This window comes from Solibacillus sp. FSL W7-1324 (assembly GCF_038008025.1).
Classification (GTDB): Bacteria; Bacillota; Bacilli; order Bacillales_A; family Planococcaceae; genus Solibacillus.
This window is the reverse complement of the sequence record NZ_JBBOYH010000001.1, coordinates 3130360-3143745: the sequence shown is the minus strand read 5'-3', so window position 1 is coordinate 3143745 and position 13386 is coordinate 3130360. Positions and strand designations below refer to the sequence as shown.

Below are 13386 nucleotides of genomic sequence, written 5' to 3'. Positions count from 1 at the left end.
TTAGAGGAAAATAGCTTTTTTTATGTCCAAACTTTTTATTGATTTAGTCCTTCACGGTGCCATAGGGCGATTTGAAGTTTTAGTGCATCGTGAAACTCCGTAGGATTCAAATTCGTGTGCTCTCTAATTTGAGATAGCCGGTAAGTTAATGTATGTCGGTGTATTTGCAGTTCATCGGCAGTTGCTGAAAAGGATTTATTATTATTAAAAAAACTTTGCAAAGTAATTAATAATTTATCATCCAGCCCATTTAGTGTTTTTATACTGTAGTGCTGGGCAGCCTCCGGATTAAACAGCGTGAAAACTTCAACTTCCTTATGGTAAATTACTTTCGATCCGGTATTGTGATGTCTTAAAGCGAGTTGTGCTGTTCTATAGGAATGCGGTAAACGTTCGAGAGTATCTGCTTGTTCACCGACAGCAATTTTTATACTGAATTTGCTTTTAATATATGTATTAAAAGCTTCTACTAATTTAACGAGAGTAGGCTGATCCATTTCAGTCGTTAATATAAAATATTCGTCCAACTGAAAATGTCCAAATATGACGGGTTTGTTATAAAAGAAATCCTCGATATATTGAATAAGTGTCCGGTGGGAACCAGTCTTTTGCTCGGCCTTCAATAATATGATGCAATATGGAGCAATAAAAGGAATAGCCAGTTTTTTTATCCGTTCTTTTATAACACGATTAATGGATGTACCGCTAGTCAGTTCTTCAAAAATATGTACACTCATTTTCCGCTGCCACTCGCTTTTAGATTCGATAAGCGCCTGATGAACTAAAACTTCTGCTGTTAGCTGAACTAGTGAAGAAATATTTAGCAGCTCCTCATCGACCACACCGGTAATTCCAATAATACAAACGATTTCCTCCTGAAAGAAGATCGGCAAATTAATCCCATGTTTTGTTTGGGGGAATTCATGTAGATTGTCATCTGAAATTATGAGTGTTTTCTTCGTTTCCGCTACATACTTTGCACCTTCGTGAAACTTTTCCACCCGTTCCTTATCACCGGAAGCCAATATAATACCGTCAATGTTCATCACATTTACATTACGCTTTAATCGAAGCATTGTTTGCTCTACAATTTCGTTTGCCAGCCTTAACGTTAACAATTTATACACCTCGTACAAAAATAAAGTAATATTTATAAAAAAATTATACAATAAGTATAAAGTAAATTCAGAATTTTATCACTATAATCTTTGTAAGCGCTTTATTCATGTAAAGGAGGAATCATATGAAGATTATTATAAGCCCGGATTCCTTTAAAGGAACATTGACTTCAGGAGAAGTTACAACAGTTATAAAGGAAGCGATTAAAAGGGTGGACAGTAACATTGAAACGATATGTTTACCGATTGCGGATGGCGGTGAAGGAACACTTGATGCATTAGTCAAAGCGACAAAAGGTAAGTATTTGACAGCAACTGTTCAAAATCCTTTAGGGAAACTGATTGAAGCTAAATATGGAGTACTCGGTGACGGAATAACTTGTGTAATAGAAATGGCTCAAGCTTCAGGCTTAACGCTTATCGATGAAAAAGAAAAAAATCCCCGTTTTGCGACAACCTATGGAACGGGTCAACTTATACAGCATGCAATGGATTCAGGATATCGTCACTTCATAATTGGCATCGGGGGTAGCGCTACAAATGATGGTGGCCAAGGAATGCTAAGGGCACTTGGTATGAAGTTCATTGGGAAAGATGGTAAGGAAATTTTAAACGATGTTTTTCAATTTAAGGAACTCGAGAAAATTGATCTGTCTAGTTTCGATACAAGAATCTCTGAAAGTACATTCATGATTGCCTGTGATGTAGATAATCCGTTAATCGGTTCAAATGGGGCTACTTCTGTATTCGGACCACAAAAAGGAGTAAAACCGAGTAATATTAATATATTTGATCAAAATCTAGAACATTATATTACGATAATCGAGTCACAGCAAAACGTAACAGTTCGGCATTGTGCAGGAGCTGGTGCGGCGGGAGGAATTGGATCAGCGTTTATGGCATTTTTTCCGCACCAATTTAAGCCTGGTGTAGATATTGTGCTGGAAGCAGTGCAGTTTTCAACTCATCTGGAATATGCGGATTACGTCATAACAGGTGAAGGGAAATCGGATGAACAGACACTTTCCGGAAAAGCTCCAATAGGGGTTGCTAAACTGGCTCAAGAACAAGGTGTTCCTACTATTTTGCTTTCAGGAATGGTGGAAAATTCCCATATACTAAAAACCTATTTTCATCAGGTTGAAAGCATTGTGAGTGAAGAAATTTCAGTGGAGCAATCATTGAATAATCCAAGCTTCTATTTGAATCAAAAGGTTATGGATTTAATAAAAAGATTACTATAAAGGAGTGGGGAAGAAATGTTGTTTCTAATTATTCTGATTGGTGTGTTGTTCATTGTCTTTGCAACCGCAAAACTAAAGCTGCATCCTTTTCTTGCATTATTAATTAGTTCATTCTTTGTCGGTATTGCAGCAGGTATGCCTTTATTGACAGTTGTAGAGAGTATTAACACAGGTTTTGGAGGCTTGATGACGAGTATCGGTATCGTTATCGTAGCAGGTACGATTATCGGAGTTATATTAGAAAGATCCGGTGCTGCATTTCGTATGGCCGAAGTCGTATTAAGGGTGATCGGACCGAAACGACCGCAATTAGCGATGTCGATCATTGGCTATATTGTATCTATCCCGGTATTTTGCGATTCGGGTTATATTATTCTAACGAGTTTAAAGAAAGCGCTCGCTAAACGTGCAGGCGTAACAATTGCTTCAATGGCAGTTGCTTTAGCTACTGGTTTATATGCAACACACGTGCTTGTACCGCCTACACCAGGCCCGATTGCGGCTGCAGGTAATATTGGTGCGACAGATTATTTAGGGACAATTATTTTAATGGGATTAATCGTTGCCATACCAGCAACAATTGTAGGTTATATTTGGGCAACGAAAGTAGCCTCAAAAATCCGGGTTGATGCAGATGATGAACCGGCATTAGATTATGAGGATATTATAAAATCGTTTGGTAAAATGCCTTCTACATTTAAATCATTCTTACCGATTGTGTTACCGATTGTGTTGATCGGTGCTGGTTCCATTGCTGCATTAGTTGGCGATCCGGAAGCAGGGGTTAATATGTTCTTCAGATTTCTCGGTTCACCTACAGTAGCACTTATACTAGGGGTATTTGCTGCATTTTTACTATTGCCTGAACTGAGTGAAGAAACATTATCAAACTGGATTGGTGAAGCATTAAAAGAAGCAGCACCAATTTTATTAATAACAGGTGCCGGTGGGGCATTTGGCACAGTTATAAAAAATACAGGTGTCGGTGATAAATTGCAGGAAATGGATTTAGGTGCATTGGCAACAGGTGCATTATTTTTATTAATTCCGTTTTTAATTGCCGCAGCGTTAAAGACAGCACAAGGTTCTTCAACAGCAGCAATTGTTATTACATCTTCTTTAATTGCACCGATGTTACCGACTTTAGGAATCGAAGGGGCAGTACCGCTAGCTTTAGTTGTCATGGCGATCGGTGCAGGAGCAATGACAGTAAGCCATGTAAACGACAGTTTCTTCTGGGTCATTACACAATACAGCGGAATGAAAGTAACGGATGCCTATAAAGCACAAACGATGGCAACATTGCTGATGGGATTGACGACAATTATTGTAACAATGGCTTTATGGTTTGTATTGGTTTAATAGAAAAAGCAAAAAGGTGCATCCTGTGAATGGGATGCACCTTTTAATGTTGGATTAAACATTTTTACTCAGCATACGTAATCCATTTAAAATAACTAAAATCGTACTGCCTTCATGACCGATAACGCCTATCGGAAGGCTGATCGCTTGGAAAAAGTTCGAAATGATCAGCAGTGCAATTACTGTTAATGAAAAAATAATGTTTTGTTTTACGATACGCTGCATTTTTCGAGAAAGCTTAACCGCATGGGCAATTTTAGATAAGTCATTTTTCATTAAAATGACATCCGCTGTTTCGAGTGCCACATCTGTACCGCCGCCCATTGCTATACCGATGGAGGCAGTTGCCAGAGCAGGGGCATCATTAATACCATCGCCAACCATTCCGACATGGCCGGAAGTTTTTTGATATTGTTTAATATGCTCGACTTTCGTTTCCGGCAAGCACTCCGCTACATAAGTGGAAACGCCTGCTTCTTTTGCGATCGCTTTTGCGGTTGTTTCATTGTCCCCAGTCAGCATCGCGACATTAATTCCAAGTTCTTGCAGTGCGGCTACCGCTTTTTTCGCCTCGTCCCGAACGACATCTTTTAGGGCGATCAGTGCTGCGATGCCCTGATGATCTTTCAGGAAGACAACTGTTTTACCTTCATTCGCTAATTGTTCGAGTGCTCCATCCGCAAATTGATTTGCCAAACCGGCTCCTACGAAATCAGGTTTCCCGATTATATAGGACTGTTCATTAAACTGCGCTTTCATCCCGTAACCCGGAATATCTTCAATAGTAATATTGTGCGGTGGGATAACATTCTGCTTTTTGGCAAATGCGTTGATTGCCTGTGCAAGGGGGTGGTTTGATTGTTCCTCGATGCCTGCAATTAAAGCCAACGTCTGTTGTTTGTCTAACTCATCACGTACGATAAAATCCGTCACAACCGGTGTTCCTTGTGTTAATGTACCGGTCTTATCGACAGCTAATACACGGATAGCACTTAAATGTTCTAAATGCACACCGCCTTTAACAAGAATTCCGTTTCTTGCCCCATTAGAAATTGCTGAAAGGGTAGCGGGCATAATAGAAGCAACTAACGCACAAGGAGATGCAACAACTAGCAGCACCATCGCGCGGTATAGAGTTGTCGTCCAGTCCCAGCCTAGTAAATAGTGCGGTAAAAACATCATCAGTGCTACGGCCAATAATACCGCCTTTACATAAACACTTTCAAAACGTTCAATAAACTGTTGTGAAGGTGATTTTTCACTATGTGCAGATTGAACAAGTGTAATGATTTTTTGGAATACCGTTTCGGTGCTAGGTTTCGTTACTTTTACAGTTAATACACTGTTTAAATTTACTGTCCCTGCAAAAACTTCATTCCCTACATTTTTTGTGATCGGCATTGATTCACCGGTAATCGCTGCCTCATCGACCGTTGAGACACCTTTGAAAATTTCGCCATCTGCCGGAATACGTTCGCCGGGCTTTACTAGAATATGGTCGTTCACCTTTAGGTCTTTTACAGAAACTTTAATCGGTTCAAATCCGCCTCGTACAAGCCATGCTTCTTCTGGCTGTAACTCCATTAATGAAGAAATTTCACGATTATTTTTATTCATTGCATATGTTTCAAGTGCACCACTTAAGGCAAAAATAAAGATTAATACGGCACCTTCCATCCAGTAACCGATAATGGCTGAACCAATGGCAGCGATAATCATTAAAATTTCGACATTTAAAGACTTATCTTCAATTGTATCTTCAATACCTTCTTTTGCTTTTGCATAGCCACCGATAAAAAATGCTGTTAAATAGGCTATTATGGCAGCTGTCGTCTGTTCTGTAGATTCCATTCGCCACGCGAGCAAAATGATAAAACCGGATACTAATGCAGCAATTAATTCTTTATGTTCTAAGATTTTCTCATTTAATGATAAGTTTTCTCGATTAGAATTATTCATAAATACCTCCTTGATAATGATTATTAATATTGATAAGGACTGATAATGAATTTCAATTAGTTTAGAATGATTTCTTATTTAGAATAATTATAATATAGGAAACTTATTTTGTAAATAACATACAATAGAGAATTAAAAAAAATAATGCCAACTTGACTTATAAGGATTATAGAGTAATATAGTGAAGTACATTTATTAAATAGGAGGAGTTTACTTTGGATTTATACGTATTGCTTAATATTGCTTTGCTATTAGTCGTAATTGCGTTTTTATACTTCCTTAAAACGAAGCATGTTAAGTTTTCGAATCGTGTTTTTATCGCCTTAGGATTAGGTATTTTGCTTGGGGCCGTTTTACAAATTGCTTATGGGGCGGGAGCAGATGCCATTAATGAAACTGTTCCATGGTATAACATCGTCGGTACCGGCTATGTAAAATTACTTCAGATGATTGCGATGCCTTTAGTATTCATTTCAATATTAGCGGCATTTACAAAAGTTACATTTGGTAAAAACTTAGGGAAGTCAGCAGCAGTTATTTTATCGGTATTGATCGGTACGACTGCTGTTGCAGCTGGTTTAGGTATTACATCAACAGTTCTGTTTGATTTAGATGCATCTCAAATTATGCAAGGTGAGGCCGAAATAGCTCGTGGGGAGTCATTGGTTGAGCGTTCGGCGGAAGTGACACCTTTACCGGAACAGATCTTATCGATGTTTCCTGCGAATCCATTTGCGGATTTAACAGGATCACGTGCAACATCAACAATTGGGGTTGTGATTTTTGCGGCATTTTTAGGATTTAGTTATTTAACACTCCGTCGAAAAGAAGAAGAAACGGCGGCAAATGTTAAAAAAGGTGTCGATGCACTTTACGGTTTAATTATGGGTGTTGTCCGTATTATTTTACGTTTAACTCCATATGGTGTAGCTGCCATTATGGCACGTACAGTTGCAACAAGTGATTTTGGAGCGATAATGGATTTAGGTAAATTCATCCTTGCTTCATATGTGGCATTGATCGCTATGTTCATCCTGCATTTAATCATTGTTTCATTAACAGGTTTAAGCCCATTGACTTATGTGAAGAAAACAGCAGAAGTATTACTGTTTGCCTTTACTTCACGTTCAAGTGCAGGGGCATTACCGTTAAATATTCAAACACAGACTAAGCGTCTTGGTGTTCCAGATGGTATTGCCAACTTTGCTGCCTCATTTGGTCTTTCAATCGGGCAAAACGGTTGTGCGGGTGTATATCCGGCAATGTTGGCCGTAATGATTGCACCGACAGTTGGTATCGATCCGTTAACACCTGGCTTTATCGCAACATTGATTTTAATTGTGGCGATTAGTTCGTTTGGTGTAGCAGGTGTAGGTGGTGGTGCGACATTCGCAGCCATTATCGTATTATCTGCAATGGACTTACCGATTGCTTTAGCAGGTGTTTTAATTTCGGTAGAACCTTTGATCGACATGGGTCGTACAGCGCTTAATGTAAGCGGGTCAATGGTTTCGGGTGTCGTATCAAGCCGTGCAACAAAAGAGCTCGATACAACAATCTACAATGAATCAGCCGATAAACAATTAGTTCAATAATAGTTAAAAGAGACTGGGACATAACCCAAAAAAGCTATTTTTCTCTGAGAGAAAAATAGCTTTTTTTTGCTGAGCGTTAAAATTGATTTCCATTCCGGGACGCTTTCCGCGGGCGTGGCCTGAGCCTGTAGTCTCAGGCGTCACGCTATTCCCGCAGGAGTCGCCCTCCATTCCAATCAATTTTGCAATATATCCATTTCTTAATAAAGGCTTTCCTTTTATTTAACAATAATTCTACTTATGTCCCGGCCTCTTTTTATAATCAAACAGTCGATCTCGCATAAAAAAACATGCGAAGAAAAATAGCCAAAGCATTACTGAAAGATAGATATATATAAATCCAAAAGTTACATAAGGAAAAATAATACTAACGTAAAGCGTATATAAAAGAGCAACGAGTAAACTACGCCTATACTGATATTTTTTGCTCACGTGTATTTGAGCAGCTATAAATATTGCATTGATCAGTATCATAATATAGAACATAAAACACCACCTATACCTTATATAAAAAATAGTATAACATGCCAATAAAAAGAATAGTTAGAATAATATGTAATTTGAATAGAGATAAAAAAACGGCTTCAACCTTTAGCAGTTGAATCCGTTTTTTCTTATCTATTAGAATACACGCTCTGCATGCATCGCTAGTTTATCTAAAGAAGATTTCTCAACATCAGCATGTAATGAGTTTCCATGAGAGTCCATCGTTACAACTGCTGTAAAGTCTTTTACTGTTAAATGCCACATTGCTTCTGGAATACCGAATTCCATTAAGTCAACGCCGTCAACAGATTTAATGCAGTCTGCATAGTACTGAGCAGCACCACCGATTGCGTTTAAGTAAACGCCACCGTGTTCTGATAAAGCTTTAAGTGTTTTTGGACCCATACCGCCTTTACCCATAACAGCGCGGATACCGAATTTTTTCATGATATCGCCTTGGTATGGCTCCTCACGAATTGAAGTTGTTGGACCGGCAGCTTTAACAACCCAGTTGCCTGCTTCGTCTTTAGCCATTACTGGACCGCAGTGGTAAATAATTTGACCATCTAAGTCTACTGGCGCTTCTACACCTTCACCGATTAAGTGGTGGTGGATTGCGTCGCGACCAGTGTACATACGGCCTGAAATTTTTACTACATCGCCAACTTTAAGTGAACGAATTTTTTCTTCAGTAATTGGTGCAACTAATTCAACTACTTTGTTGTCTGAGTTGTCTTGTTTTTCTTCATCGCGGAAAGTGATTTTCTCACCTTCTTGGTAGTGCCAGTTAGTGATTTCACCAGTCGCTGGATCGATATCGATTGCCATACGACGGTAAGCCCAACAGTTGTACGCTACAGATACGAAGAATGAAGCCGGTAAACGGTCCATTACACCGATTTTACATCCTAATAATGTCGCTTCACCGCCGAAGCCCATTGTACCAACACCGAATGTATTTGATTTTTCTACAATATACTTTTCTAGTTTTGCTAAGTCTTCGATTGGATTCACATCATCAACGTGACGGAACAATTGCTCTTTTGCAAGATCATAACCTGAAGAGCGGTCACCACCGATACCAACACCGATGAAACCAGCAGAACAGCCTTGTCCTTGTGCTTGCCATACAGAGTGTAAAATACATTTACGGATACCGTCTAAGTCACGACCGGCACGACCTAAACCTTCCAATTCTGTAGGTAAAGAATATTGGATATTTTTGTTTTCACAGCCGCCGCCTTTTAAAATAAGCTTCACTGTAATATAATCATTTTCCCATTGCTCAAACTTGATTACCGGAAGACCAGCACCAATGTTTGTTCCAGAGTTTTTACCAGTTAATGAATCAACTGAGTTTGGACGTAATTTTGCATCACCTGTAGCTGCAGCAATTGCAGTTTGGATTGCTTTTTTAATTTCGATTTGGTTTACGCCAACTGGAGTATATACTTTAAATGTTGGTAGACCTGTATCTTGACAAATTGGAGATACATTGTCTTCTGCCATTACAATATTTGTAGTGATTGTGTCTAAAGACATCGCTGCACGAGTACCAGCATTTTCTGCTTCTTTTGCAGCTTTAATAGCACGACGAACGTCTTTTGGTAAGTTAGTAGATGTTTCAGTTACTAAAGAATAAAGACTTTTTTCTAAAGTTTCTAAGTATGCCATCTTATTTTTCCCCCCAGAAAAATATGTGTATTTTAATTAATGAAAAGCTTGATATAAATGTAGAACAAAACTTCCACGTAAAAGGGAATGTGTTGTCCTTCTTAATAAACCATCTTACATTATAACTCTTTTAAAGTGGAAAAAAAAGAGCGCTTACATGAATGTTGTCAGATTGAAAGAAATAACAGCGAATAATAGCAGAATTGGTCAAAAAAACGAAAAAAGCAATACCTATTGTACAGGCATTGCTGAATTTTCTATTTTTCTTCGCGAGATTGGAATTGGTCCATTTTTTCTTCTAAATCATCCATCATTTGAATTAAGCGATCAATATCTTCAAGTTCCGTTGTTTCAGGATCGATTGCATCAAGCACTTCAAGGAAAATTTCCAGACGTTCTTTTAAATAGGTTACTTGTTGTTCTTTGTTTGTAATTGGCTTCATAATGTATGATGCTCCTTTTGCATTGACTTATTAATATTATACTACGCTATTTTCTAAAAGTTAAACAACAACTTGTAGAATATATCGGACCATTCTATTAATCTAACTTTAAAAAATAGGAAATTGTATAGTACTTGTTAATTATTTTAACATTCTGTTAATTTTGAATATTTACATTATTGAAGTGTTATGATAAAGTAAATTCATACTTAAATACGAAGGAGATGGTCGGAAAAAGAATGTATAGACAAACTCAGGAAAAGGAGGACGTTTAAACATATACGGCTATTAATTGCCGATACGATTGTTTACGCAACGCAGAAATGGAATATAGTGATATTTAAAACCCTAGTTGACTTTTAGAGATAAAGTTGGCTAGGGTTTTTGAGTTTACTTTTATTTCTTCCAAAAGCTGTGATACGATATTTTGTATGAACTAAGGGAGAATAATTGAAATGAGTTATGAACAGCGCAGATTTGCTATTTTAGTAATTATTGTATCAATATCAGGTTTTTCACAAGGAATGCTTTTACCTCTGATTTCAGTAATTTTTGAAGGGGATGGCGTATCGTCAACGCTCAATGGATTTAATGCAACAGGGTTATACATAGGAACACTATTAATTTCACCATTTATCGAGCAGCCATTACGAAAATATGGCTACAAACCAATTATTTTATTAGGTGGGGCACTCGTTTTCATATCACTGTTTTTATTCCCGTTATGGAAAAGTGTGATGTTTTGGTTTATTCTTCGTCTGTTAATTGGCATCGGGGATCATGCACTGCATTTTTCAACGCAAACTTGGATAACTTCAACAACAGCTGCACATAAACTAGGTAAAAGCATGTCAATATACGGCATATCTTTTGGTGTAGGCTTTGCAGTCGGTCCGTTGTTTGTCCCGCTAATTAAAATTTCGGAAAGCTTTCCGTTTATTATTTCTTCGGCCTTATGTTTATTGGCATGGTCTTTAATATTTTTCGTGAAAAATGAAAAACCCGAAGCGTTGGCAGGAGATGCGAATGAATCTGGTTTCAAGCGTTACAGTCTCGCTGTAAAATATGGCTGGATTGCCTTTTTACCACCGTTTGTTTATGGATTTTTAGAGTCTTCTTTAAATGCTTTATTCCCGGTATATGCGTTACGAAAGGATTTTGATGTAGCTTATGTATCGATAATTTTGGCAGGCTTTTCAATCGGTGCGATTGTTATGCAGTTTCCGCTTGGTGCATTAGGTGATAAAATTGGTCGCCATAAAGTCATTGTTTCAGGATTGCTCGCCGGAAGTATATTTTTCTTAATAGGAAACTTCTTGGAGTATTCCGAAATGTATGTAGCGGCAATGTTCTTTTTGGCAGGTATGTGTGTAGGATCGATGTTCTCGCTCGGTATCACATATATGACCGATTTGACTCCGAAAGAGCTGTTGCCGACAGGGAACTTGCTTTGTGGTATTTTCTTCAGCTTAGGCAGTTTAACCGGCCCGCTATTGGGCGGATTATATTTGGAGATTTTCCCGAGCAGCGGGTTTTTATTTGTGATTTCGGTCATGCTTCTGACAGTAGCCGTTATCATCCAGTTTTTTGGCAACTCGAAAAAAACAGCTATATAAAAAGCAGACGTTCTCTTAATTGGAACGTCTGCTTTTTACTGAAAAGAAGACTATTGCTGTAGTAATCATTGCTAAAATTATGTAGATGAACACATTTAAGTAATTTACACCACCAAATGTCACAGCAGCTTGAAGTGAGCTTGCTGAAGTTGCGGAGTTTTCATCATTGCTTGGGAAAATGAATCCTGCAAAAGATGAGATCGCCCAATAAGAAATTATAAAAGTGATCACGACAAATAGAAAGTTTTTCATATTAATACCTCCTGGCGAATTCTATTTTACATGAAAAGTATAGATGAGGGGAGGTTCTGCTGAAATGATTCTTTAAAAAAGCGGCGCAACCCTATTAAAAAGGTTCGCCGCTTTTGTGTTGTTTTGCTTCGGGATCTGGTTGGTGAAAACATAGATTTTACTATTTTTTTAAAGTCAATTTCACAACACATTCTACCTGTGCTGTTTGCGGGAACATATCAACCGGTTGAATATATTCTACGTTGTAAGCCTTTGATAATTCTTTTAAATCACGCGCTAGTGTTGATGGGTTACAAGATGTGTAGACAAAGCGCTTTGGTTTGATTTTTAATACAGTTCGAATAAAGCCCGGCTCTAAACCTGTACGAGGCGGATCCACACAAATGACATCCGGACGGTAATCTTCTTTTGACCAGCGGAACAGCCATTTATCGGCAGAGCCTGGGAAGAAACGTACATGCTGCAGGTTATCGTTTGTACGTGCATTGTACTTCGCATCGGCAATGGCTTCATCGACATTATCCATACCACGCACTTCACGGGCACCTTCTGCCAGCCACATACCGATAGTCCCAACACCACAGTATGCATCGACAACATTTTCTTTTCCTGTTAGTGCTGCGGCTTTTTTAATTTCATTGTATAAATGTACTGTTTGTTCAGGGTTAAGCTGGAAGAATGCACGAGTTGATAAATCAAATGCAAATTCGCCCAACTTTTCATGGATTGCGTCTTTTCCATCTAAAATATAAGTGTCCGGACCAAATATTAACGATGTTTTCTCGCGGTTGACGTTTTGGGTAATAGACACGATTGAAGGATCAATCTTTTTAATACGTTCAATCAATTCCTCTTTATGAGGCAGTTCACGGCGTGTTGTTACAAGACATACTTGTGTTTCGCCAGAGCGCATTCCTGTACGGACAACAATTGTACGAACTAAGCCATTTAATGTTTTTCCGTCGTAAATCGGAATATTTAGCTTTTGTAAAATTTTACGAGTAGCAACGGTAATCTTTGAAGTTACAGGGTGTTGTACAAGACAGTCGTTTATATTTAGTAGCTGGTTTGTTCCTTCTGCAAATAAACCTGCATAGACACGCTTGCCTTCTTTGCGTACTTGGAACTGAGATTTGTTACGGTAATGCCAAGGATTATCCATTCCGATCGTTGGGCGGATTTCAGCAGTTTGACCGATTTCTTTTGCGTATTTTTCGAATGCTTGTACGACAATATCACGCTTATTCATTAACTGCGCATCATAAGTCATATGCTGTAATTGACAGCCACCACACTCAGAATACACAGGGCAAGGTGCTTCTTGACGGAATTCGCTTGCTTTACGTATTGCTAAAATTTCCGCTTCAGCAAATTTTGGTGATACTTTTGTTAATTTTACTGTTACTTCTTCTCCAGGAATCGCACCTTTTACGAATACGACATTGCGTTTATAAAAACCTACGCCTTCACCATTAATACCGAGGCGCTTTATAGTTAACGGGAACTTTTGCCCGACTTCCATTTTAATTTCACTCAAGTTTACACGTCCTTTAAATAGAGTAACTCGCACCAAAATTTAGTGCGAGTCACTTCCTTTTCTTCATCATTACAGTATAACGGAAAGTACAATGAAAAGA

10 protein-coding genes are annotated in these 13386 nt (G+C 38.3%); 4 read left to right on the top strand and 6 right to left on the bottom strand.

The window, feature by feature from the left end; all coding sequences use genetic code 11:
- Positions 1–35: 35 nt before the first annotated feature.
- On the bottom strand, positions 36–1127 hold the full coding sequence (locus MKY71_RS15750; protein ID WP_339173624.1) for a CdaR family transcriptional regulator: 1092 nt from the start codon (positions 1125–1127) through the stop codon (positions 36–38).
- A gap of 116 nt (positions 1128–1243) precedes the next feature.
- On the opposite strand from MKY71_RS15750, the gene MKY71_RS15745 reads away from it, so the two are divergent.
- Both MKY71_RS15745 and MKY71_RS15740 read left to right on the top strand, forming a co-directional pair.
- Positions 1244–2362 (top strand): glycerate kinase, encoded by a 1119-nt coding sequence (locus tag MKY71_RS15745; RefSeq protein ID WP_340733237.1) that lies wholly within the window; start codon positions 1244–1246, stop codon positions 2360–2362.
- A gap of 15 nt (positions 2363–2377) precedes the next feature.
- Entirely contained in the window at positions 2378–3724 is a 1347-nt protein-coding gene (locus MKY71_RS15740; protein WP_339173620.1) for a GntP family permease, read from the top strand.
- Between the two features lie 54 nt (positions 3725–3778).
- Here the strand turns inward: MKY71_RS15740 and MKY71_RS15735 are convergent, their stop codons facing one another.
- The gene (locus MKY71_RS15735) at positions 3779–5683 is read right to left on the bottom strand and encodes a heavy metal translocating P-type ATPase (RefSeq protein WP_339173618.1); all 1905 of its coding nucleotides are present in this window, start codon (positions 5681–5683) and stop codon (positions 3779–3781) included.
- Positions 5684–5898: 215 nt separating this feature from the next.
- Here MKY71_RS15735 and MKY71_RS15730 point away from each other — a divergent pair, with 215 nt between their 5' ends.
- Positions 5899–7278, top strand: coding sequence for an L-cystine transporter (locus MKY71_RS15730; RefSeq protein WP_339173616.1), 1380 nt, complete (start codon positions 5899–5901; stop codon positions 7276–7278).
- Positions 7279–7899: 621 nt separating this feature from the next.
- On the opposite strand, the gene MKY71_RS15725 is transcribed toward MKY71_RS15730, so the two are convergent.
- The gene (locus tag MKY71_RS15725) at positions 7900–9438 is read right to left on the bottom strand and encodes a fumarate hydratase (RefSeq protein WP_339173614.1); all 1539 of its coding nucleotides are present in this window, start codon (positions 9436–9438) and stop codon (positions 7900–7902) included.
- Positions 9439–9695: 257 nt separating this feature from the next.
- Positions 9696–9881 (bottom strand): SE1561 family protein, encoded by a 186-nt coding sequence (locus tag MKY71_RS15720; protein WP_445265723.1) that lies wholly within the window; start codon positions 9879–9881, stop codon positions 9696–9698.
- 455 nt (positions 9882–10336) lie between these two features.
- On the opposite strand from MKY71_RS15720, the gene MKY71_RS15715 reads away from it, so the two are divergent.
- Positions 10337–11497, top strand: coding sequence for an MFS transporter (locus MKY71_RS15715; RefSeq protein ID WP_339173612.1), 1161 nt, complete (start codon positions 10337–10339; stop codon positions 11495–11497).
- Positions 11498–11512: 15 nt separating this feature from the next.
- Here the strand turns inward: MKY71_RS15715 and MKY71_RS15710 are convergent, their stop codons facing one another.
- Positions 11513–11749, bottom strand: a complete 237-nt coding sequence (locus MKY71_RS15710; protein ID WP_339173610.1) for a carboxypeptidase — start codon at positions 11747–11749, stop codon at positions 11513–11515.
- Positions 11750–11909: 160 nt separating this feature from the next.
- Positions 11910–13271 carry a 23S rRNA (uracil(1939)-C(5))-methyltransferase RlmD gene (rlmD, locus tag MKY71_RS15705; protein ID WP_339176656.1) on the bottom strand — a complete coding sequence of 454 codons (1362 nt, stop codon included), beginning with the start codon at positions 13269–13271 and terminating at the stop codon, positions 11910–11912.
- Between the last annotated feature and the right edge of the window lie 115 nt (positions 13272–13386).

Excerpts from the sequence above, each read along its gene's own strand:
- MKY71_RS15745 (WP_340733237.1), top strand. The coding sequence starts at position 1,244 with ATGAAGATTATTATAAGCCCGGATTCCTTTAAAGGAACATTGACTTCA.
- MKY71_RS15740 (WP_339173620.1), top strand. The coding sequence starts at position 2,378 with ATGTTGTTTCTAATTATTCTGATTGGTGTGTTGTTCATTGTCTTTGCA.
- MKY71_RS15735 (WP_339173618.1), bottom strand. The coding sequence starts at position 5,683 with ATGAATAATTCTAATCGAGAAAACTTATCATTAAATGAGAAAATCTTA.
- MKY71_RS15725 (WP_339173614.1), bottom strand. The coding sequence starts at position 9,438 with ATGGCATACTTAGAAACTTTAGAAAAAAGTCTTTATTCTTTAGTAACT.
- MKY71_RS15720 (WP_445265723.1), bottom strand. The coding sequence starts at position 9,881 with ATGAAGCCAATTACAAACAAAGAACAACAAGTAACCTATTTAAAAGAA.
- MKY71_RS15715 (WP_339173612.1), top strand. The coding sequence starts at position 10,337 with ATGAGTTATGAACAGCGCAGATTTGCTATTTTAGTAATTATTGTATCA.
- MKY71_RS15710 (WP_339173610.1), bottom strand. The coding sequence starts at position 11,749 with ATGAAAAACTTTCTATTTGTCGTGATCACTTTTATAATTTCTTATTGG.
- rlmD (WP_339176656.1), bottom strand. The coding sequence starts at position 13,271 with ATGGAAGTCGGGCAAAAGTTCCCGTTAACTATAAAGCGCCTCGGTATT.